Source organism: Listeria sp. ILCC792, assembly GCF_900186135.1.
Taxonomy (GTDB): Bacteria; Bacillota; Bacilli; order Lactobacillales; family Listeriaceae; genus Listeria; species Listeria goaensis.
On record NZ_FYBO01000013.1, the window covers coordinates 42,762 to 65,500 of the forward strand.

The 22,739-nt window shown below is 39.8% G+C and carries 25 protein-coding genes; 7 read left to right on the forward strand and 18 right to left on the reverse strand.

Going from position 1 to position 22,739, the window contains the following annotated elements; all coding sequences use genetic code 11:
• Positions 1–55 precede the first annotated feature (55 nt).
• A complete protein-coding gene (locus CFS60_RS12185) occupies positions 56–709 on the forward strand; it encodes a phosphatase PAP2 family protein (RefSeq protein ID WP_159458309.1) in 654 nt (217 codons plus the stop codon).
• Positions 710–782: 73 nt separating this feature from the next.
• Positions 783–1,865 (forward strand): FAD:protein FMN transferase, encoded by a 1,083-nt coding sequence (locus tag CFS60_RS12190; RefSeq protein WP_088810949.1) that lies wholly within the window; start codon positions 783–785, stop codon positions 1,863–1,865.
• Between the two features lie 44 nt (positions 1,866–1,909).
• Here CFS60_RS12190 and CFS60_RS12195 read toward each other — a convergent pair whose 3' ends face one another.
• The gene (locus tag CFS60_RS12195) at positions 1,910–2,548 is read right to left on the reverse strand and encodes a GntR family transcriptional regulator (RefSeq protein ID WP_088839309.1); all 639 of its coding nucleotides are present in this window, start codon (positions 2,546–2,548) and stop codon (positions 1,910–1,912) included.
• 188 nt (positions 2,549–2,736) lie between these two features.
• Here CFS60_RS12195 and CFS60_RS12200 point away from each other — a divergent pair, with 188 nt between their 5' ends.
• The 3 genes from CFS60_RS12200 to CFS60_RS12210 are packed head-to-tail and all read left to right on the forward strand — an operon-like array spanning position 2,737 to position 5,354.
• Positions 2,737–3,639 carry an ABC transporter ATP-binding protein gene (locus tag CFS60_RS12200; protein WP_088839310.1) on the forward strand — a complete coding sequence of 301 codons (903 nt, stop codon included), beginning with the start codon at positions 2,737–2,739 and terminating at the stop codon, positions 3,637–3,639.
• Entirely contained in the window at positions 3,632–4,867 is a 1,236-nt protein-coding gene (locus CFS60_RS12205) for an ABC transporter permease (RefSeq protein WP_088810946.1), read from the forward strand. Before CFS60_RS12200 ends, CFS60_RS12205 begins: the two co-directional genes overlap by 8 nt.
• Before the next feature lie 13 nt (positions 4,868–4,880).
• Entirely contained in the window at positions 4,881–5,354 is a 474-nt protein-coding gene (locus tag CFS60_RS12210) for a GNAT family N-acetyltransferase (RefSeq protein WP_088825932.1), read from the forward strand.
• A gap of 301 nt (positions 5,355–5,655) precedes the next feature.
• On the opposite strand, the gene CFS60_RS12215 is transcribed toward CFS60_RS12210, so the two are convergent.
• From CFS60_RS12215 to CFS60_RS12260, 10 genes are all read right to left on the reverse strand, one after another.
• Positions 5,656–6,012 (reverse strand): hypothetical protein, encoded by a 357-nt coding sequence (locus CFS60_RS12215; protein WP_088816398.1) that lies wholly within the window; start codon positions 6,010–6,012, stop codon positions 5,656–5,658.
• A 232-nt stretch (positions 6,013–6,244) separates the two neighbouring features.
• The gene (locus CFS60_RS12220) at positions 6,245–6,676 is read right to left on the reverse strand and encodes a hypothetical protein (RefSeq protein ID WP_088839311.1); all 432 of its coding nucleotides are present in this window, start codon (positions 6,674–6,676) and stop codon (positions 6,245–6,247) included.
• Positions 6,677–6,816: 140 nt separating this feature from the next.
• Positions 6,817–7,248 carry a hypothetical protein gene (locus tag CFS60_RS12225; protein ID WP_088810942.1) on the reverse strand — a complete coding sequence of 144 codons (432 nt, stop codon included), beginning with the start codon at positions 7,246–7,248 and terminating at the stop codon, positions 6,817–6,819.
• Positions 7,249–7,250: 2 nt separating this feature from the next.
• Positions 7,251–8,147: a hypothetical protein gene (locus tag CFS60_RS12230; protein WP_159458310.1), complete on the reverse strand. Its 897-nt coding sequence runs from the start codon at positions 8,145–8,147 to the stop codon at positions 7,251–7,253.
• A complete protein-coding gene (locus CFS60_RS12235) occupies positions 8,062–8,694 on the reverse strand; it encodes a T7SS effector LXG polymorphic toxin (RefSeq protein WP_159458311.1) in 633 nt (210 codons plus the stop codon). The genes CFS60_RS12230 and CFS60_RS12235 overlap by 86 nt, the downstream gene beginning before the upstream one ends.
• A gap of 145 nt (positions 8,695–8,839) precedes the next feature.
• Positions 8,840–9,808 carry an iron ABC transporter permease gene (locus CFS60_RS12240; RefSeq protein WP_088839314.1) on the reverse strand — a complete coding sequence of 323 codons (969 nt, stop codon included), beginning with the start codon at positions 9,806–9,808 and terminating at the stop codon, positions 8,840–8,842.
• Complete coding sequence (locus CFS60_RS12245) at positions 9,805–10,785, reverse strand: iron ABC transporter permease (RefSeq protein ID WP_088839315.1); 981 nt, start codon at positions 10,783–10,785, stop codon at positions 9,805–9,807. The genes CFS60_RS12240 and CFS60_RS12245 overlap by 4 nt, the downstream gene beginning before the upstream one ends.
• A 23-nt stretch (positions 10,786–10,808) precedes the next feature.
• A complete protein-coding gene (locus CFS60_RS12250) occupies positions 10,809–11,714 on the reverse strand; it encodes an iron-hydroxamate ABC transporter substrate-binding protein (protein ID WP_088839316.1) in 906 nt (301 codons plus the stop codon).
• Positions 11,715–12,497: 783 nt separating this feature from the next.
• Positions 12,498–13,514, reverse strand: a complete 1,017-nt coding sequence (locus tag CFS60_RS12255) for a PTS transporter subunit IIC (RefSeq protein ID WP_088811059.1) — start codon at positions 13,512–13,514, stop codon at positions 12,498–12,500.
• A 193-nt stretch (positions 13,515–13,707) separates the two neighbouring features.
• Positions 13,708–14,022 carry a nucleoside triphosphate pyrophosphohydrolase family protein gene (locus CFS60_RS12260; protein ID WP_088811060.1) on the reverse strand — a complete coding sequence of 105 codons (315 nt, stop codon included), beginning with the start codon at positions 14,020–14,022 and terminating at the stop codon, positions 13,708–13,710.
• Positions 14,023–14,222: 200 nt separating this feature from the next.
• Here CFS60_RS12260 and CFS60_RS12265 point away from each other — a divergent pair, with 200 nt between their 5' ends.
• Positions 14,223–14,402 carry a hypothetical protein gene (locus CFS60_RS12265; RefSeq protein ID WP_088811061.1) on the forward strand — a complete coding sequence of 60 codons (180 nt, stop codon included), beginning with the start codon at positions 14,223–14,225 and terminating at the stop codon, positions 14,400–14,402.
• A 51-nt stretch (positions 14,403–14,453) separates the two neighbouring features.
• On the opposite strand, the gene CFS60_RS12270 is transcribed toward CFS60_RS12265, so the two are convergent.
• The 6 genes from CFS60_RS12270 to CFS60_RS12295 all read right to left on the reverse strand — a co-directional run bounded on the left by CFS60_RS12270 (position 14,454) and on the right by CFS60_RS12295 (position 20,728).
• Positions 14,454–14,741 (reverse strand): nucleotide pyrophosphohydrolase, encoded by a 288-nt coding sequence (locus CFS60_RS12270; protein ID WP_088811075.1) that lies wholly within the window; start codon positions 14,739–14,741, stop codon positions 14,454–14,456.
• Positions 14,742–14,790: 49 nt separating this feature from the next.
• Complete coding sequence (locus CFS60_RS12275; RefSeq protein ID WP_088811062.1) at positions 14,791–15,117, reverse strand: thioredoxin family protein; 327 nt, start codon at positions 15,115–15,117, stop codon at positions 14,791–14,793.
• Complete coding sequence (locus CFS60_RS12280; protein ID WP_088811063.1) at positions 15,114–15,548, reverse strand: flavodoxin; 435 nt, start codon at positions 15,546–15,548, stop codon at positions 15,114–15,116. The genes CFS60_RS12275 and CFS60_RS12280 overlap by 4 nt, the downstream gene beginning before the upstream one ends.
• Positions 15,545–16,594, reverse strand: a complete 1,050-nt coding sequence (locus CFS60_RS12285; protein ID WP_088811064.1) for a ribonucleotide-diphosphate reductase subunit beta — start codon at positions 16,592–16,594, stop codon at positions 15,545–15,547. The genes CFS60_RS12280 and CFS60_RS12285 overlap by 4 nt, the downstream gene beginning before the upstream one ends.
• 86 nt (positions 16,595–16,680) lie before the next feature.
• Positions 16,681–18,954: a ribonucleoside-diphosphate reductase subunit alpha gene (locus CFS60_RS12290; RefSeq protein ID WP_088811065.1), complete on the reverse strand. Its 2,274-nt coding sequence runs from the start codon at positions 18,952–18,954 to the stop codon at positions 16,681–16,683.
• A gap of 439 nt (positions 18,955–19,393) precedes the next feature.
• Positions 19,394–20,728 (reverse strand): MATE family efflux transporter, encoded by a 1,335-nt coding sequence (locus CFS60_RS12295; RefSeq protein WP_088811066.1) that lies wholly within the window; start codon positions 20,726–20,728, stop codon positions 19,394–19,396.
• Between the two features lie 195 nt (positions 20,729–20,923).
• Between CFS60_RS12295 and CFS60_RS12300 the strand changes: the two genes are divergently transcribed.
• Positions 20,924–21,265 carry a YxeA family protein gene (locus tag CFS60_RS12300; protein WP_088811067.1) on the forward strand — a complete coding sequence of 114 codons (342 nt, stop codon included), beginning with the start codon at positions 20,924–20,926 and terminating at the stop codon, positions 21,263–21,265.
• Positions 21,266–21,285: 20 nt separating this feature from the next.
• On the opposite strand, the gene CFS60_RS12305 is transcribed toward CFS60_RS12300, so the two are convergent.
• Positions 21,286–22,689 carry a DHA2 family efflux MFS transporter permease subunit gene (locus tag CFS60_RS12305; protein WP_088825974.1) on the reverse strand — a complete coding sequence of 468 codons (1,404 nt, stop codon included), beginning with the start codon at positions 22,687–22,689 and terminating at the stop codon, positions 21,286–21,288.
• Between the last annotated feature and the right edge of the window lie 50 nt (positions 22,690–22,739).

The window sequence follows — 22,739 nt, forward strand, 5'->3', positions numbered from 1 at the left end:
AGATTTTTCTTTCATCCTTTTTTCTTACTATAAAACAAAAAAGGGCGAGGTGAATATGATGGCTAACAAAGCTACTCAAAAATATTCGTTTTTAATGATTAGTATTATTTGCTACTTACTTTTTCTTTTTCTATGGATTGGTGTGATGTTTCAACTCTCTTTCATCTCAAAGCTGGATGATGCGCTTATCCCTCTTGTTCAAGGAAACATGACAGATGTAAAAACCCAATTCTTTACAATACTTACACAATTTGGTGGCACTGTAGCTATGATTATTTTCTCTCTTATTACGGTTATCATTGTGTGGCGCAAATTAGGCGTGAAAATTGCGGTCTGGACGGGTGCGACATTTTTTTTCGGTGAGCTTTTGCTGCCACAAATTTTTAAACATATCACTTTACGTCCGCGGCCAGATGAACCGCTAATTCCTATTTCCGGCTACAGTTTCCCGAGTGGTCATGCGACAGGCTCCACGACTTTCTACGGGTTTTTAGCCATCTTACTTATTCTTTTTTACCTAAAGAAAAAAAGCAGTAAGGTTATTGTGCCACTTCTATTTGGCTTTTTCGTGATACTGGTGATGATTTCTCGGGTGTACTTATCGGTCCATTATCCGAGTGATGTTCTCGCTGGGTGCTTACTTGGTTTGGGGACGATTTTCCTTGCGACTTTTATTTATGAACGGGGTTATTTCCGGATTAAAAAGTAGTCCACTAGCCTTATTGACTTCATTTGTTTAACAAGTTACATTAATAGCGTAGGAAAAAATTCGAGGTGACATAATGAAAAAAAGAAGATTGCTTGTTAGTATTGCGACTTGCTCAGTTCTTCTCTTGTCTAGTTGCGGGGAAGCTCCGAAAGAGGCAAAAAGCGAAACGAGTCAAGCAGAGCGCCATTTAGCTTCTAATCCGTACACGAAAACGGAGTTCCTGATGGGGACCGTTGTAACGCTTACAATATATGATGATGGAAAAGAAGCTGTTTTAGATAAAGGATTTGACCGCGTTCGCGAACTCGCAAATAAAATTGATGTAAATGATGAACAAGAAAGAGCATCTGAAATTGATAAAATCAACGAACAAAGCGGTGTTGCACCCGTTAAAGTTGATGATGATATTTTCTACCTCATAAAAGAAGGCATTAAATATAGTGATCAAACAAGTGGTACGAAAGATATTACAATTGGCCCGATTACTTCTCTTTGGCATATTGGTTTTCCAGACGCGAGAAAGCCGTCTCAAAGCGAAATCGATGCTAAATTACCGCTTATCAACTATAAAAATGTGGAACTAAATGAGGACGATAAAACGGTTTATTTAAAAGAAAAAGGTATGGAACTTGATTTAGGTGGTATCGCCAAAGGGTTTATCGCTGATGAAGTTGGAAAAGTGTTTAAAGAAAATGGCGTCACAACGGCCATCATTGATTTAGGCGGAAATATTTTACTTCAAGGAGAAAGTCCTAAAGGTGGCGATTGGAATGTTGGGATTCAAGACCCCTTCTCCCCGCGCAATACGATTCTCGGCAAAGTGCCTGAACAAAATAAATCGATTGTTACTTCCGGGATTTACGAGCGCTATTTAGAAGTAGATGGCAAAAAATACCACCATTTATTTGATCCTAAAACGGGTTATCCGTTCGATAATGATATTGCGGGTGTTTCCATTATTAGTAAAAAATCAATTACTGGTGATGGCCTCTCCTCTGCAGCTTTCTCAAAAGGCATTAAAGAAGGACTTAAATTCATTGAATCGCACGATGGTGTAGAAGCCATTTTTGTAAGCAAAGATAAAAAAGTCTATATTACATCCGGCTTAAAAGGGGAATTCGAATTGACGAATGACGATTTTAAGATGGGAAATTAAAAAAATAGTTTGGAACAACGTTAAATTTTGTTCCAAACTATTTTTTATGAACCAAAAAGTAAATTTACGTTATGCACATAAAATTGATTGAGCGTTTGATGACATTTTTCAAATTCTCGCTTATCGAGTGAATCAATCAGCGTGTCCAAGTAGTCGATTATGCCGCGTGCTTGCACATTAAAAAACGCCTGCCTATCTTCCTTTTCTAAAGAGATTAAAAGAGCAATTAAATAATCCGTATTTTTTTCTAGACTGGGCATTTCTGTATGCTCAATCATGCAGCCGTAAAAATTACGGATTCCACTTGTTAGAACATCAAAATTTTGTTCGCGAACAGCTAGTTTAGTTTTCATAAGTTCCTGTTTTAAACAATCAAAACAAACGGGAACATCTTTTTCTTCTAATTTTTGAACAGCATAATTTAAATTATAAAAAGTCATTTTTAGCCTTGATATTAGGCGAAAATCTGCATAGTCAGTTGTAAGTATCTTGTAATCAAAGCTAAGCAAGCCAGTTTCCACTAAATTTTCAAGTGCATCCATCGCAAAAGGTCGGCAAACATTGAATCTGCGCATGACGTATTCCACTGAAATCTTTTCTTCTCGCTTGAACTTATGGTTCAAAATATCTTTTTTTAATTCTGCATAAATTTCGTCTGCAACGAAAGTTAATTTTATCCTCATACAGCTACCTTCTTCTTTAAAAAAATAAAAATATTTTGAGCTACTGTTATCATATCGAATTATTCGCTCATTTTTAAATCAATCTTTTCACTATAAAAGGAAAAAATTTACATTATCCGTAAATTTACGCAAGCAATTCTGCATTTTTTTGGTAGAATAGAATGTGTAGAAAAAAAGGAGGAGAGCAAATGTCACTCGAATTACAGCATGTTACAAAACAATTTGGTCAGAAGATAGCTGTTGATGACTTATCTTTTAAAATCGAACCTGGCGAAATACTTGGTTTAATTGGCCAAAACGGGGCCGGCAAAACGACGACTTTCCGACTTGTTTTGCATTTTATAGAAGCAACAAGTGGGCAAATTACTTGGGACGGGCAACCAACTACTAAAATAAATCCTAATTTAATTGGCTACCTGCCTGAAGAGCGTGGCCTTTATCCGAATGTTACAATTGAAGACCAGTTGCTTTTTTTTGCTGAACTAAAAGGAATGAGCAAAAAAAATGTTCTACCAGAAATTGATCGCTGGTTGGAACGAGCAGAAGTCGTCGGTAAGAAAAGTGATTTGGTGAAGACATTGTCTAAAGGAAATCAGCAAAAAATCCAGCTCATAAGCACTGTTTTACACAACCCCAAATTGCTTATTTTAGACGAACCCTTTAGTGGACTTGATCCTGTAAATGCTGAAATTCTTAAAAGCATTGTTTTTGAAATGAAGGCGCGCGGGACGGCCATTATTTTTTCAAGTCATCGCATGGAAAATGTCGAAGAACTCTGCGATTCATTAATCATGCTGAAAAAAGGGAAAACGGTCTTACACGGTGATACGGATTCGGTGAAGCTTAGTTTTGGAAGTAAAAGGATTCGCTTAAAATCTCCTTTTTCAAAAGAAGAATTACAGGTTTTGCCTGGTGTTAAGCACGTCGAAGCGAAACGCGACGGTATTTTACAGCTTGAATTAGCCGATGAATCGTTTGCAAAAGCGGTTTTCGAACATGTGACAAAAGACGGCTTTATTCCAATGTTTAGCTTGGAGCCGCCAACGCTCGAAGAAATTTTCAAATGGAAAGCGGGTGAAGAAAATGAGTAAGTTTTCGGTCATCACGAAGCAAGTTTATAAGCGGCGCGTCAAAACGAAGTCTTTTCTCTTTTCACTGTTGTTTCCCATTTTAATCGCCGCTTTTATTGTCGGCTTGCCAAAAATTATGGATTATTTTAATAGTGATGATATGACTAAAATTGCGGTTTTAAGTGATAACGAAGCTTTTGTTTCGGCTTTTCAAAAAGATAAGGATTATTTTAAAGTACAAACCGATGTTAAGACGGAAGACGCAGCGAAGAAGGCTCTTTCAAATGGCAAACTAGACGGCTATCTCACGATTACGGATACAAACGGGCAAGTTTCAGCCGTATACACTACTGAAGAAACGGCCGGTCAAGAGGTGCTTGCACGTATTACGACCGACTTAACTGCTGCAAAGGTTGCTACAAAGGCAGAAAATTACAAGATTACGGAAGCCCAGCTACAAGACATTACTGCTCCTGTGCCCGTCAAAAATCATGTTGAATCAACTGACCAGCTGACGAATAAACAAAAAGAAGTGATGAGCGCCGCCATTTTAGTTTTAACCCTCGTCATCTTTATTTTTGTTGTCAGTTACGCGAATATTGTGGCGTCTGAAATTGCAACTGAAAAAGGGACGCGCATCATGGAAGTCATTTTGTCGAGCGTTTCTGCGACAACGCATTTGCTCGCTAAGCTCACTGCGATTATTTTAATGCTTCTCACGCAAATTGGCTTTTACATTGTGGTTTCGGTTTCTGTTATGCTCGTGATGAAAAACACGGATGTTGTGCAAAACATTTTAGATCAATTAGCGGCATTCCCAACCTACTATTTAATCCTAAACTTGCTCTTTATTTTGTTTGGTTTACTGCTTTATATTATTTTATCCGCGATGGTCGGGTCGATGGTACCAAACGTCGAGACGGTCGCACAGTTTATTTATCCGCTTACGATGCTCTCGATTCTCGGCTATTGGGGTTCGATTGCGGCGAGCAACGTGCCAGACAACATTCTCGTGATTATCGGCTCCTACATTCCGATGTTCTCACCGATGATGATGCTTGCGCGCATGGATTTACTTTCTGTTTCGAACACGGGCATTTTCATTTCACTCGGTATTTTAATACTCACAACAGCGCTCGCTTTCTTCCTTACGCTCAAGCTTTACAAAGGAAACGTGCTGCTTTACTCGAATGATGGGCTTATCAAAACCTTAAGAAAATCTTTTTCTTATGCTAAAAAATTAAATTAGAAGGTGACAAAATTTGGAAATTAGACATTCAAAAAAAGAAGATGCTGCGTCAATGATGGCGCTGGAACATTTAGTTTGGACACCCGGGACTACACCTAGCGAAATTCATTTTGACTCCCCCGCTGATTACTTAGCGAAAAACCCTGCTGGCGACAAATTTGTGGCAGTTAACGGGGACCAAGTTGTCGGCATTCTCGGCTACCACTCTCCGATTCCACTGCCATCAAACAAACATGTCGCAACACTCGACATCGCCGTGCACCCAGACTACCAAAAACAAGGCATCGCCAGCCAATTGATGACCTTCCTAAAAGAAAATGCCAAAAAAGAAGGTTACACCAAACTCCAATTGCGTGTCCTTTCCAAAAATGAAAAAGCGATTTCGTTCTATACGAAAAATGACTTTCACGTGGAAGGACGCTTGGAGAAGGAATTTCTAATAAACGGGGAATATGTGGACGATATTATTATGGCGTATTTTTTGTAAAGAGAACTTCCACTAAAAATGGCGGATAGAGAAATAGATTGAAAAAAAGAGAAGCATTTTCTGCATTAGGATTTGCTTCTTTTTTTTAGTCCAACTATTAAAGAATTGTAACCACCATTGTGGGATAGCTCGTTTTCAAAGTCACTTGATGTAACCAATTGGCATTTTTTCTGTCACAAATGCAGAATAAAATCTGTGAAAAAAGAGAAACATTTCCTGTGTTAGGATTTGTTTCTCTTTTTTAGTTATTGTAACAATTAAATCAATAACTCCCTGCTTGCAACATATTTATACGAATCCATCAACTATTACATAAAACGTCTTTAAATTTTTCGATTTTCATAATCCTCCCATAATCATCATCCACATAAATATCATTCAAAAAATTCTTTTGTGAAAAAATTTGCTTTAGTAATGAGACTGAAGAATAGGTTAGTATAATAAAATATGGGTGACTATAGGGAATATTTTTATTCTCCTCCTCTTCATACTCTTCCAATAGATTTTCAACATAATCATAAAAAATATGTTCTTCTCCAAAGTCTACAACGATTCTATTTCTATCTACATCCGCCATTTTATTTTTCTTATCATATTTAATTGCCTTTACTACCTCAAGATTAAAGTTCTCATCGCCAATTAAAATAATCCATTGCATGTTTTTAGCTCCTCTTAAAAACTACTTTTTTTACCAGGTTTAGACGTCCACATACTTTACACTCCCATAATCATACAGCGTTCACAGATAAGCATGAGCTCGCATACAGGCAAAGTAAGGAAGTACTTTTAACTGTCTTAGATGACATTTTTGAGAATTATTTGGATGAGATTAATTCGGATGAATAGTATTAAAAGGGAGCTAAATTAACAGCTCCCTTTCTCGATTTGTCTTACCATTCCCCTAAACGAAAACTTTCACTATCAATTTCTTTTACAAAAATGGATATCCATTTTGCCGTATCATTCACAACCTCAGTTTCAATATATACTCCTTTTTTAGTTTCATATATTTCTTCAAAATCATCATACACGAAAGATGATTCTATCTTTAAAAACTCCTCGCTCTTCATCCCTACCTTTATTTTACCAAAAAGAGTTCCTTTATATCCTCCAAGCGTTACAATTTTAAAAAGCTTTCCTGTCAATAGATCAAAAAATAATTCCAATGAATCGTCTATACTATAAACAATCCATGTATTGTGAAATACCTTTGTTTCCACATTTTTTCCAGTTATTATCTCTTTCACATCTTTGATAGTACTATATAGCTTTACTCCCCCCATACTTTCATATGGAATGATGGGTGCATTTACATCTATCATTTCACTTGTCTCCCTTCAAAAATAATTTGGAAAGCTTTTATAACCCACTATCTCTTTCCGAGAGGGGAAAGTGAAAGTTCTATTTTTTGATTTAATTAAGATTAATTTCTTATTATTACAATCTTGTTAATATAATACGTCTACCATTCACCTTTTTTAAATGCCTCCGTTCCTAGTTCTTTTACAAAAATAGATATCCATCTTACTGTATCATTCCGTGCCTCGGTTTCAATATATACTCCCTTTTCAGTTTCATACACTTCCTCAAAGTCGTCATATACAAAAGACGGCTCTATCTTTAAAAATTCTTCACTTTTCATACCTACTTTTATTTCGCCAAAAAGAGCCCCTTTGTATCCTGCCAGCGTCACAATTTTAAAAAGCTTTCCTGTCAATAGATCAAAAAACAGTTTTAACGAATCACCTATAGTATAGATAATCCGTACTTTGTTAAACACCTGTACTTCAACATTCTTTCCAGTAACAATCTCTTTCAACTCTTTAATAGTACTATATAGCTTTATTCCTCCTATACTTTCATATGGAACAATCGGCGCATTAATATCTATCATTTTTATCTTCCTCCTTCAAAAACAACTGTTACATTTTTTTCGCCATTCGAGATATACAAAGACTCTTCTCCATATACAATTTTTATCTTACCCACATCTGCACTTGTTGTACTAATTTTAGTATATGGTAAATCCCCATGTCTTCCTCCACCTGGTGAAACCTGTACCTGCGAAATATTTCTTCCTTCTTTCTCAGATGCATTCTTCACTTTGATAATCATAGCTCCTGTTTGTGACTTGGACGATTCCTCTACAACTACATCATATCCCGATTTTCTCATTGACTCTGCAATTTCATCTGCTGTTTTCCCTTTGAAAGCCCCTGTATTTTTTTTAATACTATCTACAGTTATATTTTTGTTGAAAACTTGGGAAGCTTTTGCAGCCCCACTACCACCCTTATACGCCTTACTCCCACGAGCTATCGCAGCGCCTAGGCCTACGCCTGATAACGCCGACATAATGCCGGATTCGGCTAGTTGGCCTTCCCAGTCCTCCACATACGCAGAAGCTTGTAAGATGCTCCCTGCCGCGCCTGAATACACTTTTCCGTCCATGTAATACGTCTTATCTTGCCAGGCTTTCATGATTTTCTCGTTTAACTCTTCTAACGTTAGTATAGTATATTTATCCTTATCTTGGTAGTCAGCGGTTCGTTTTAAATACGCTTCGAGTTCGCTGTTCGGGACACGTACCCCGTCTTTCTCCAAAATCCACATCGCTTGTTCTTTTCCACTGGAATCTTTGTACGCCACCTTGAAGAGGAGGTACTCTTCCAACTGGGCGTCGAGTTTCGGATCAATCCCGCGTGCTTCATTCAGCGATTTCTGTAAACTTTTCATCGCTGGCGCAAAGGTTTTCGCGACACTGTACAGGCCGGTTTCTGCGTTGAATTGCACCTGATTTTGCAGCGCCTCCACCGCTCGTTGCACCGCAGCTAAACGGGGCGAAAAAAGTCGTGTGGCTTTGTTCAAACGCGATGTATTTCTCCAGCACTTTTTCAGCCTCGATGGCTTCGTAAAGTCGCATCGAATACTGTAGGTGCTGACCTTGCCGCGTCGTGCCCATGCCACCGCTCATCGACTGCGTAATGCGCTCTTTTTCCCGCTCTAATCGCCGCACGTCCTCCATGACGTCTTGTAACCGCTCGGCATTGATGAACATATCTGGCGTGGCGTCCACTTGACTATAAAAATCTTGTATGTACTGCGCGAGGAGCTCCTCGCTCATCGTCATCGCTTGTAGAACCGTTTCCACAAGCGGCACGTAACTTACTTCATAATACGCTTTCGACCGGTCGACGGCTTCTCCTGACACGCGGGATTCATTCGTATAGGCAATCACCGCTTTTTGAAAGTCCGTTAGCCACCTACTCGCCTCCGTATTGGACTTCTTCAGTTTTTCTAGAAAATCCTCCACTTCGGCAATCGCAATCCGACTCATCATCTCCATCCCTTCTGACTTGTTATCTGCTTTTTTAGTATACCATTCAGGAAGATATTATAATGTGTCTGTTTTTCGAACTTTACTACAAAAAAAGACCTCAAAATCCGGATTTTGAGGTCTTTAGTCGATTCATTTCTTGAAATCTTTACTTTTTAAATAATAGATAGATAAAATATGGGCTGCCGATGATGGAAACAATGATACCGGCTGGTAAATCAAATGGTTTCGCGATGGTGTCTGCGATTAAAAATAGTTCCGCACCGATGAGCATAGCAACAGGCATGAAGAAACGGTGTTTTGGGCCGACTAGTGATTTCGCGATATGCGGACCAATCAAGCCGAGGAAAGTAATCGCACCTGTAATTGATACGGTTACGGCAGCAAAAACGACGGCTATTCCGATGAAGAGAATGCGCCAAATGCCTGCCCGTAAGCCTAAGTTAATTATCGTGTTTTCATCCAAAGTTAAAAGGTCTAATTTATGGCTGTATAAAAAGAGTAGCGGCACGAAAAGGACGAGCATGGCGAGCATAAGCCAGACATACGGCCAGTCGACGCCCCAAATTGAGCCAGACAGCCATTTGGCTAGGAAATCTACTTTTTCGCGGTTCGCAGAAGACATGAGGACGACCATGAGGCCGCTCATTGCGAAGGAAAAACCGATTCCGTTTAGGATAAGATATTGCGGATTATTGCGCGACAAGACGATGATGAGTAGCGCGGTGACGAGTCCGCCAATGACGCCTGCGAGTGGCAACATCAAATTGATGCTCGCAGCTCCAAATGGCATGAATAGGAAAAATATCGCGACACCCACACCTGCACCAGAATTGACTCCGATGATTCCTGGATCAGCCAAGTCATTTTTCATTAATGTTTGGAGCAGGCTCCCAGACAAGACAAGTGCCATGCCGCCGAAAAGAACGATAAGCAGTCTTGGCAGTCGTAAATCGAATAGAACGAAATTCTCGAGCATTTCGCCTTGGCCTGTTAAAACAGCAAGGACGCGTGAAAATGGCAACGCCTCGGTGCCTACTGTTAAATTGAACAGAGCGGTTAAGATTAGGAGGATAAGTCCGGTACAAAAAATGATGATAAAACGGGATTTTTTCATCCTTTTAGTCCCCCTCTCACGATGTAAATAAAGAACGGCAAGCCGATGACGGATAAAATCGCCACAATTGGAATTTCAAAAGGCGGATTAAGCGAGCGGCTTAGCGTATCTGCAATCAGCAAAAATAGTGCGCCAACAAGTGCTGACATTGGCAATATGTATTTATAATTCACGCCCACAATAAAACGCGCGAAATGCGGGACGATTAAACCAACAAAAGCTACTTCGCCGATTAACGCAACAGATGCGCCGGTTAAAATCGCGACAAATAAAAACAGGAGTAGCCGCATGCGATCAACCGAAATGCCTAGCCCAACAGCAACTTCATCGCTCATCGTTAGGATTCCGATTTGTTTTGAAAAAAACAGCGTCACAAGAAGCGCCAAGAGAATGACCGGAGCAATTAAAATCATCTCATGAAAAGTCGTTCCTACAAGGCCTCCGGACGTCCACATATTCATTTCTTTGGAAGTTTTAAACAGAATACTTACCGCACTCGAAATCGCCGTAAGAAACGCTGAAATCGCCGCACCTGCGAGGACGATTTTATAAATGTTCCCCTGCTTGCTAATCGCTAAAACAAAAAGTGTTCCGAGCGCAGCTCCGAGAAAAGACGCGAGCATTTTTCCGGGGAAAGCTAGGGTTGGCATGAACGCAATGACGAGCGCTAAACTTAAATTGCCCCCTGCTGAAACGCCTAGAAGCCCGGGGTCGGCTAGCGGATTTCGTGTGACCGCTTGCATGATACTTCCGGACACCCCGAGTGCCGCACCAATCAGAATTGCCGCGATGTTACGCGGCAATCTAAGTTCATATAAGGTTGTGATTTCTTTTTGGTGTTGCCCATTAAAAAAGCCATCAAAGAGAAATCCGAACGAGTAATGGACGGAGCCAAAAGATAAGGCAAGGCCAAATGCGCCAATTAGTAAAAGCAGTACGAGTATAAATCTGGACCAAATCGGCATTTTGAAGGACATGTGAACCCACCTTTTCTATTTTCCTAAAAGTAATCTTGAAATGTTTTTAATTGGAATTCTAGCGTCAATGCATCGTTAAAGTAGAATTCATTGGCTTTCACTTGTAAAACGTGATTATTTTTAACAGCTGGAATCTCTTTGTACGTTGTTGTGTTCATGAAAGAGGCATCCTGACCTTCTGTTTTGCTAAGCACCATATAATCGCCGGTATATTTTCCGAGTTCTTCAGGAGAAACTGCATAGTAGCCAGCTTTTAGTGCGGCATCTTTTACAGTTTGCGGCATTTTGAGTTTCATCGCTTGATATAAAATTTCCGTGCCACGTCCCCAGTTGTCGCCAAACACATAGAGTTGCTTATCAAAGTTTTCAGCTACGGAAATTGTTGTATCCGCGCCAATTTTATCTTTAATTTCTTGGCCGGCTGCTTCCGCACGCTTTTCAAAATCCGCCGCCCAGTCAGTCGCTTCTTTTTCCTTGTTTACTACTTTACCAATTTCAATATGTTGCTCTAAATAATCATTTTTACCGTACGTGAAAGTCACAAGTGGCGCAATTTTTTTTAGTTTATCTTGGTTTTTCGAAGTACTCGCTCCAATAATTAAATCTGGTTTTAGAGCAATAATGTCCTCTACGTTTTCCTCAGAAATTTCTTTCGCATTTTTTAATCCTTCTTTAAAATTTGGATTCGCGAAACTGTAAGAATCCGCGCCCACAATTGGGACCCCAAGTTGAATTAAATCCCCAGTATAACCAGTTAAAATGACAACGCGTTTTGGATTAGCAGGCACTTTTATGTCCCCGTTTTCCGATTTATATGTAATGGTTTTGGCCTCATTTGCTTTTGAATCTGCTTTATCTGAATCGCTGGCACCGCACGCGGCAAGAGCAAGCGTAAGAATAACGAGCATACTAAATAAAACTTTTTTCATTTTCCTACCCCTTTTTCCACTTAGATTTCGAGAGTGATAATCATTCTCATTGATACTTATCATAATCGAATTTCACCTTGCTGTCAATCTTTTTCCGTATAAATAATAGTCCGTAAGGCGCACTTTAATGCCAATTTTTCCCAAAAAGCAATCTTTCGGCTTATTTTGCTTATAAAGCGTTTACAAACAGGAGAAACGGATATAATATAGTAACAAAAGAAAGAGAGGCGTTGCGAATGAAAGATTTTTTAATTCATTACGCACACATCGCATAAAATCGCTTCTACGTAAAAAACGTGTGTGTACAAGCTGATTTTTTCAGCTTTGTCATATGCCGGTAACGTCTGATGGATGGTGTTTCGAACTTGGATGCAGGAGGAAGGCGATGGTGAATAGCCGCGACTAAGACCAAAGTTCAATTCGAAAACGACTTGAGAAACGGATTTTCGTTACGTCAACCGCTTCAATTTGATTTTGAAGCAGGTGAATACAGTATCGTATATTAAAAAAGATGGCGAAGCGTTAAGTAGCTACCTTATGATGTTAATCATTCGGTCAAGAGTCAGGGAACAGGAAAATTAACTTTTTTCCCAACTAATTGTAATTTCCAATTAGTAAGGCTCCACTTCTCTACTTGCGTGATCAAAGTCTAACCGTTATTTTTATCTCAAGTGAAAATGTTTAAACAGAAACATCGGGCAAACCGGCCATCAGGTGAGTGGCAAGACAACTCATCGGTAAAACCCCCTATACGAAATGTATAGGGGGTTTTATATTGCGAACTTATTCTAACTCGATTTTCAAATCGCCTGTTCGAAGTTTTTCATTTCGTAGTAAAATCGGACGAACGATGAGCGCTACGACTGCTGGGAAAATGACCGCTACGAGGACAAACGCTAGGAATGTTTCGATTCCGTAATTAGCAATGAGGTATAGCGGGGCAACAAACGCGCATAAGCCCATGCCGGCAATTTCTGCGGTAGCTTGCAAGTTGAAAACGAGGACGCCGATTGGGCCAGCCACAAGGGCGGTTAGGAGCGGTATCAACATTAAACTTGGTTTGCGAATAATATTTGCCGTTTGAAGTTTTGGTGTAATGATGAGCTGGGCAAAAAAGCCGCCCCAATTGTTGTCGCGAAAACTTAAAATGGCAAATGAAGCGAATTGAACGCTACAGCCAATTAATGCGGCAGCACTTGCTGTTGGATCTAATTGCAGTGCAATGGCGAGCGCAGCGGACGACGCTGGACTTAAAATGAGCAAGCCAAAAACGGCCGCGATGACCATGGACGAAATGACGGGCGAACCAGACACGAGTGTCGTTATGAATCCGCTTGCGGTCACTAAAATTGGCGTCATAATTTTTGCAAAAAGAAGCCCTGAGAGCCCTCCTGCTAACAGAGAAACAGCTGGAATGACAATCATATCAAACTTCGTCTTGCCGGTAACGCGCTTTCCTGCCCATACGGCAACGAGAACGGCTAAAATGGCCCCAACTGGTTCACCACCAGCGATGGCAAAGCTCCCGTTTTCAAGCGCCAAAATACCGCCACCTCCAATGACAGCGGAGGCAGCAGCGCTAATGACAACGAGTGTATTCGCTCGTAAACATATCGCGATACCAATTCCAAGTCCTGGAATTAACATGTTTTTTCCGATTGCACCAATTTTAACAAGGAAATCGAGATTAGTTAAATTTCCAATTGTTTGGAGCAATAAGCCCATACCCAGTGTGACTAACACGGCATTTGCAATGCCCATTGATGCTTTGTAAGAACGATCAATAAAATACTCTTTCATGCGAAAATACCCCTTTTTTTCTCTTAGTCTTTTATTACTTCTTTCACATTATAAGCGGTATTTCAGAAAAAAGCTAACTTTAAGTGTCTTGTCATCTGTTTTACACTTAACTTTTCTTTATAGAGCGCTTTCTCAATCGCGTCACAAAAAATAGGATTGCGAAAAAAATCCACAATCCCATCTCCATTTTCCCTTAAATATTAAGTTTACTTCTTTCGCGGTCAAAGCCATTGGGGTATCGTCTTTGTAATTTATCAATGTTAGCATGCGCGACATCTTCCATTTGAATATCCGCCCATTTTGCGATTTGTGAAACATACCAAAGAACATCGCCAAGTTCCTTCGTAAGCTTCTCTTTATCCAAATCATGACCATGAAAGGCGTATTTCTTAATAATTTCCGTCACTTCACCAGCCTCACCAGCAATCCCTAAGCCATAATTGGTGAGCGCCTGCTCGTGGTGAGCCGCCGTTCTGCTCGCTTTTTCCTGATACTCATTAAAGTTCATTCCTTACTCCCCCTGTAACATATTCTACTTCACTATATCAAAAAAAGAATTCTATTTGCAGTCTTGACTAATCTCAAAAAATGCGAACCTATGCTCCCCCAACCCTTTTTCTTTAAAAATTTTTTCTCTTTTCCCTCTTAAAATTTGGTTCGCTTTTCGTTATAATGAATGTACGAGATTTTTTTGAAAGGAGCTTGTACGTGAAAATTACAGCACTTATTTTACTTATCCTCGGAATTGTCGGTGTCGCTGTTTCATTTAGCATTTCAGGTTTAATTGGTTTTTTCGTGTTTCTCATTTGCCTTTTGTTCATCATCATGAGTATTTTACTCTTTATGAAAGCGAAAAAACGTCGTTCGAGAAGTTATTCTTTCCGTTGACATATAAAGCCGCGTAATCGCCTGATTTTGTCAGACATTACGCGGCTTTTTTCATGACCGTCGTCGATTGATTTCGAGCTTTCTTCTAATGACTTCCGCCCCGTCTTCTCCTAAGCTTTCAACAAGCTGCAGCGCGTAAATCATCACATCTGCCACTTCTTCTAAAATTTCTTCACGATTTATAGCTATAGCTTCGTCTGAAGATTTCCACTGAAAACATTCTAACAGTTCTGCCGCTTCAATTGAAATCGACAGCGCCAAATCTTTTTTATAGGCGTACTGATCCGCCCAATTTTTCTCCTTTAGAAAAGCTGTAATTTCATTTTGTAATTCTTGCATGTTATCTCCTTCCAAAAAACCTTCCTTATATAAGGAAGGTTTTGTATGATTAAGCCTCTGCAACAAGGGCTTCTTCAATTTTATTAGGTGGAATAAAGCCGTTTAAGCGAGTCACTTCTTCGCCGCTGCGATATAAAACGAGTGTAGGTGTTTGGCGAATATCTTGATCGAAAAAGAAGTTTTCGCCCATTTCTTCTAATTTAACTTTTAATACTTTTACTTTTTCAGCATGATCAGAGTTTTTAAATTCTTGGAAAGAAAGATCTAACATTTTACAATTTGGGCAGTTATCTTTCCAAAAGTCCACATATACTAACTCATTACTAGCCATATGTTTTTGAAATTCTTCTAATGATTTAATCTCAATACTCGTCAAAGTGTTTCACTCCTTTTATCCAAAACTTGTTGGACATATTTTTTAATCGCTTGTCTGTCTTTTTCCGTATGAGGCATTTGTTCAATTTTTAAAGTTGGATAGGTCGTTCCAAAGAATTTTTGCATTCTATCAACAGCCCCACAAAAATTTTCCACGCCCCACTGTGTTTCGCCCGTCCCAAACAATGCTACATGGCTAGGTTTTCCTAACTCATAAATAAAATCTTTCATGTCTGGTGGTGTTCTCCCGTAATCGACTGTCCATGCCCCTAAAATGTACAAGTCGTAGCTTTCGTCAAGTGGATAGTTCGCGTCTCCCGCAACTCGGAAAGCCGTAACATCATGCCCAAGCGTTCTAAGCTCGGCCGTAATTTCATCTGCTACAAGCTTCGTATTGCCACTTAACGAATCATACGCGAGGAGAATTCTCATAAATCGTCAAATCCGTTATCGATATTCGTCTTTTTATAGCTTGAATTGCGCATTTCGAAAAAGTCGGTTTTCGTTTCTGTAAAGTTATCTGCGTAAGCTTTAATCCAAGTCATCGTATTGTCGCTGTAACCCGGATAAAGTTCGTCCATGCCTAGCATACCAAGCATTTTGTTCGCCCGGTATTTTACGTAGTCGACCATTTCCTCTACATCGATACCTTCAATTCCTTGAAGTACTTCTTTGGACCATTCGGATTCAAGTTCTACCGCATGTTTAAAGGCATTGTTTGTATACTCAATCAGTTCATCTGTCAGTAACTCTGGATTTTCCCCTAAAATCGCTCGAATCACTTCTGAAATAAATTTGGAATGAGCGAGCTCGTCGCGGTTGATGAAGCTAATGATTTTACCTGTGCCCGTCATTTTATTTTGACGAACAAGATTATAGAAATAAGCGAAACCGCTATAGAAATTGATACCTTCTAAAATAGAAGACTGGATGAGCGCTTTAACAATTGTTTCGCCCGATTTATTTTGCATAAAGTCATGGTATGCTTCCATGATTGGCTCATTGCGTTTAATGATTGTCGGATGCGTCCGCGCTAGTTCAAACACCCGATTTTGCTCCTGTAAATTTGTAATCGATGCAAGCACATAAGAATAGCTTTCATTGTGAATCACTTCTTGTTGCGCAATAATGGCAGCATTCGCATGAACAGCCGGATCGGTTACATATTCTGCAATGTTATAAATGAAACGCGTTTGCGGCGAGTCAAGTGTTGCTAGTAAACCGATAATCGCATCAAAAGCATAGCGTTCTTCTTCTGATAATTCCGGATACTGCTTTGCATCACCTTTCATATCCACTTCATCTGGAATCCAGTAGTTTGTTGAAAGTTCCTTATACGCCCGGTAAAAAGATGGATAAGGAATATCATTCCAGTTTAAAATGCCGCTTGTTTCCCCGTTAATAATTGCCGTTGAACGGTTGGGACTTAACGGTTCTAATATTTTAATTCTCGTTAATTCTTTGTTTTGTTCGCTCATCCTAAAGCTCCTCCCAAATATGTGATAGAATCATTCAGACTAGCGATTTAAAGCAACCGCCAGTCCAAATTCGTGTTTTATTTTTATCAGCTTGAGCACCATTCACACTCGTCAACATCAATGTCATTTGAGCGCACATAGTAGGTTGTTTTTAATCCTTCTTTCCAAGCGTTTAAGTGTAGTTCTAGCAATTTGCTAGCCTTAATACCGCTTGGCACATAGAAGTTAAAGCTTAAAGATTGGTCCACGTGGCGCTGTCTACGTCCGTTTTGACGAACACTTGCAAACTGATCCACTTTATACGCACCTTTTTCATAGTACGGGTAAGTGTTTAAGCTTAAACCAGGCGCAATTACTGGTCTTCTGTAATCTTTCTTCTCTTCGTAATAAAATGCGCTGTAGATTGGGTCGATAGAAGCTGTTGAACCCGCGATTTGAGCCGTGCTCATGTTCGGAGCTACTGCCACAAGATAGGCGTTTCGAATACCGTTTTCAGCCACATCTTCCGCAAGTTCACGCCAAGCATCACTTGTATACTTACGGCGCGCGAAATATTCACCCGTATTCCAATCACTACCTTTGAAGATTTTATATGCGCCTTTTTCTTTCGCGATTTCGGCACTTGCTTTTATAGTTAAAAAGTTGATTTTTTCATATAACTCGTCCGCAAATTCTTCGGCTTCTGTAGAATCCCACGCAATATTTTTTTGGGCAAGTAAGTGATGCCAACCAAATGTACCAAGACCGATTGAACGATACTTGCGGTTTGTAATGGTCGCTTGTGGTACCGGAAGTTCATTCAAGTCAATGACATTATCAAGCATCCGCACTTCAATCGCAATTAAGCGTTCCAGTACTTCGTCGCCCGCCGTAACAGCACGACCAAGATTCACCGATGACAAATTACATACAACAAAGTCGCCCGCCTGTTTCGTAATGACAATTTGATCCCCGGAAATGATTTCCTGAATCATTCTTGTTGGACTCATATTTTGCATGATTTCCGTACATAGATTACTCGAATAAATCATACCTTCATGTTTATTTGGATTCATGCGATTAACTTCATCACGGTAAAACATAAATGGATTCCCAGTTTCAAGTTGGCTTACCATAATTCGTTTCATAATATCAATTGCTTTCACGATTTTTTTACTAATCGTTTCATCGGCAACTAGTTCTTCATATTTTTCTCTAAAAGAGCCTTCGCCTTTTTCTTCATCATAAAAGTCCTGCAAGTACCAGCCTTTTTTCGCTTTGACTTCATGAGGGTCGAACAAATACCAATCGCCGCGGCGTTCGACGGTTTCCATAAATAAGTCCGGAATACATACTGCCGTAAAGACATCATGCGCGCGTAAACGTTGGTCTCCGTTGTTTAGACGTAAATCTAAAAACATTTCAATATCTTTATGGAAAACATCTAAATAAACCGCGATAGCGCCTTTGCGTTGCCCTAATTGATCGACACTTACAGCTGTATTATTCAATTGTTTAATCCACGGAATCACACCACCGCTTGCACCTTTCACACCGCGAATCGCAGCGCCTGTTGAACGAACATAACCGATATAAGCACCAACACCGCCGCCGTGTTTGGATACACGCGCAACATCCGTGTTGCTATCATAAATTCCTTGCAAGCTATCATCAATCGTATCAATGAAGCAACTCGACAATTGCCCACCCGTTTTCCCAGCATTCGCAAGGGTTGGTGTTGCCACTGTCATGTATAAATTACTTAACGCCCAGTAAGCCTCGTTCACAAGCTCCATACGTTTTGCTTTTGGTTCCTCCTGCATTAAATACAGTGCAATTGTCAGCCAGCGTTCTTGTGGCAGCTCATAAACGTTTCGTGCCTGGTCTGTTGCTAAATAGCGAGTCGCAAGTAAATAAAGACCGTTGTATGTAAACAATTTATCTTTCTCCGGGTCAATCATTTTACCTGCTTCAATTAATTCTTCCTTCGAATAATTCTTTAAAATATTTCCAGAATAAATCCCTCTTTCGCCTAAACTTTCTTGTAGACCAACGTAAGAGCCATATTTATCGTCATCATTATAAAAGCGATTTTTACTTGCTTTTTTATAAAGCTTATTCAAGTATAAACGCGCTGCAAAATGTTCCCATTCCGGCAAATGAATATCCGTACGCGCCTCTGCCTCACGAATTAAGTAATCCACTAATTCATCTGCAGCATACGCTTCTTTCTTCTCAATAAAATTAAAAATTTTACGTTTATACTCTTCGATGTCCAGTTTCGGAAATTCCGCATGAATTTTGTCTAAATATCTGTTTAAACGCTCTTTGTCAAACGGTAATTTACGATTTCCACCATCTTTAATAATATACGTCGTCATTTGCACTCCCCATTTCCTCAACAATAATACATAAAACTCCAATACAATTCGATTGCACGCAATTATGTTAACACATAAAAATGAACTTTTTGAAGGCTCCCAATATGGCGCTAAAAAAAGTTACATTCCACGATGCAATTTATTTTTATGACACTATATATAGTATAACTTTTTCATTGTGAATTCAAGATATAGTGCTTGGGGTTTTTATTAAAAAACGCATTCAGCTATTCTATCATCAGCATTTAGAGCTTTAAAAAATTTTTTCCGCTTATTTTTCATTGTGAACCATTATACAAACTACATCACATTACATACAACCTATAGTGAAATTCCATACCTTTAAAACAAGATTTAGTAATTGAAAATTGTCAAATGATTTATGGATCATTTATTTTCACAAACTAAAAAAGCATCCGAATTCGAATGCTTTTCAAATTTATACTTTCTTGAAAACATGTTTCTTATAGGCGTATATGAAAATGGAAGTGGCCACGATGAGTTCCGAAATAGGAATAGCCACAAAAACGCCTGTTGCGCCTAAAATTGGCGGTAAGATGACTAGGAAAATGACCATTAAAATGAGCTCGCGTGCAACAGTAATGAACGTGGCCATACCAATTCTGTCGGTTGTTTGGAAATAGGTCATCATCACGAAGTTAAAGCCCATAAATAAGTAGCCGGAGAAAAAGACGCGTACGCCTAGAACAGCAAGGTCATGGATTTCTTGGTCAAAGTTTCCAAACAAATTGACGATATTGTCGGCGAAAAGGAGCCCTGCGATAAAGAACAACAAGCCTGTTCCAAAAGCAACGGAAACCGATAAGCGGATGGTCGCTGTTTCTCGTGCCGCCATTTTAGCTCCGCGGTAATAGCTTATAAGCGGTTGAATGGCCGAACCCATGCCTAAAAACAGCATTAAAATCACGCTGTGCGTATAGTTGAGTACGGAAAAGGCTGCCACACCTGCTGTTCCTGCAACGGCAGCAATAGCGATGTTGTACCCCATCGTAAACACCGACATACCTAGCTCTGACAGGAAACTAGGGAGGCCGATGGAGAGTGTGCGTTTTATCGACTGACCCGTGACGCGACTTTTGGCTAGTTTTAAATGGCTAGATTTTTTGAAAAAATGTGTGCACAAAATCAGTACGCCAATCGCTATGGCAGACATTGTTGCAAGTGCAGACCCTCTTACGCCAAGGTTCAAGACGAATAAGAAGAGGTAATTTAAAATGATGTTGATGACTGCGGTTGCAATTAGAGCCATCATCGCTAAATTAGGATCCCCGTCGTTGCGGACAAAAATGCTTAAAATATTTTCAAGTGTTAACACGAATCCAAAAAGGAGTAATACGTTCATGTAGTCCATGACATATGGTAGTGTTTCATCGTTTGCACCAAGTAGATAGGCGAGCGGCACGCGGAAAATGAACGCAATTATCGCCAGCATAATCGTAATACTGATAACTAAAATGATGGAGCGCGTAAAAATTTGCTGTGCTTTTTTTATTTTCTTCTCCCCTAGAGCGAACGAATATTGTGTAGCCCCGCCAATGCCAATCCAGAGTGAAATTGCTGTAAAGATGGAAAAAACGGGCACGGCGATATTAATGCCCGCAAGCGCTACACCGCCAAGTCTGTGTCCAACAAAAATGCCGTCCATCACGATATTGACCGACATAAGTAGCATCCCGGTTAGTGACGGGATTAAATACCTTAGAAAAACTTTTAATACTGAATCTTGCTCCATACGAGCATCGATTGATTTCATTCTAACACCTTCTTTTTTTACCTAACGTTTATTAGCTATTCTATTAAACCATAATTTGCGCAGAAAAAGCAACCCTTTTTTTAAATGACAAAATTGTAAGGTTAATCCGGCGTTTTGTTAGTTTACCCGAGGGATTCACTTGAACATTTGCGTTAAACTTGAAGTAATTCATCAAGTAAAGAAAGGACGAGTTCAATGAAAAATAAAAAAGCACTTATTCTACTTTTATCCAGTTTATTAATGGTGACTGTCCTCGTTTTTGAATATATGTTACCAGACGAAAAAACAGCAGCACCTTATTTTGTAAAAATGAAGTCTGAAGGTAAAATCGTCAAAAAAGACCAATTTAAAGGCTATTCTTATACGGAAAAAGTATTTGATAGCAAAGGGCATGCTAAAACCCTATCCTTTTTAAGCGAAAAAAAACTTCCGAAAAACGAGCAATATAAAATTGTAGTTTCTGGCAATAAGCTTGTGATGAACTACAAAAGAATCAATACTTTACCAAAAAACATTCAATACTTAGCAGAAAAATAAAACAGGAAGCAATGTCAAATTTACGACATGTTGCTTCCTGTTTTTTTATGTGTTAAAAATAAACTTGGAATGGCAATGAGAACAAGCGCGATAAGCGATACTAAAAAGCCTGCATGATAGCCGTTTAGGCTCGCCGAAATGGACGGCGTTGTGCCTTGCATTACCGCTGCAACAGCGGTCGCTATGATGGCTGTTCCAAAACTCGCGCCAAGATTTTCCGTAATCGTCACACCGATGCTCGCTTCAGGAATTTGTTCGTCTTTTAGCCCCGTGTAGGCATCACTCATCAGCGGCAAATTAATTCCGCCAACGCTAAGACCGCGAATAAAGAGGAAAATCGACAGCCACACCATACTCGTTTGCTCGGTGACAAAAACGAACGGGAGCGTGCCCAAAATCGACAACGCCAAACTAATAAATACAACGGATTTTGCGCCAACTTGGTCAATCATTTTTCCAATAAAAGGTCTAGTAATCAACATGCCGACACCTTGCGGAATGAGCGCGAGCGCGGCTTCTATCGTTGTAAAATGATGTAGATGGATGAAAAAGAGCGGTAAAATGAACATCGGCCCCATAATCGCGATATTAGCGAGAAACAGTCCGGCACTCGAAGCAGCAAAACTTTTATACTTGAATAAAACGAGCGGGACGACGGTTCTGTTCTTTTTGAGCTGATTGTTTATCACATACGTCAAGGCCGAGATACAGCCAATTGTGAGCCAAATCAAGGTTTCCTTATTGTAAAACGTTTGATAGCTCGCCGCTTTTGTAATGCCGTAAATGAGGGCTGCACTAAACAGCGATAGCGTTAGGATACCTAAAACGTCAAGTTTACTCGCTTTATTAAACGGCTGAAAATCAGGCAGCGACCTATTCATGAGCGGCACTGCGATGCCTACAACAAAGACATTAATAAAGAAAAGCCAATGCCAGCTCGCAAATTGAAGAATCACGCCACCAATGACAGGACCTAAAATGGGGCCTAAAATCATCGGCGTACTAACAATTGCCATCACCCTTCCTAAATTTTTTGGCCCCGCCGTTTTCACCAAAAGTGTGGTCATAAGGGGTGTAATAATGCCTGCCGCAGCGCCTTGTAGCAAACGGAAGAAAATAAAGCTTGTGATGTTCCAACTAATGCCAGCTAAAACGGAGGTTGCACCAAACGCAATGACCGCCCCGATAAACACTTTCTTCCCATTAAATTGATTCATGAGCCACCCCGAAATCGGGACGGCAATGGCGAGTGCTAACACATAACCCGTAATGCCCCACTGAACGATATCAATTGTTGTATGGAACTCCAGATTGAATTGATCCACCGCAACATTAATCATCGTGGAGTCTAGCATTGGCGCAATGGCAGCTAATGCGATAGCCCACGCAGCTGTTAAAGTTTCTTTAGGTATCTTTTCTTTCATTTTGTTCTCCTTCTCGTTTTTGTTTCCTCGTCAACAAAATAATACCACCT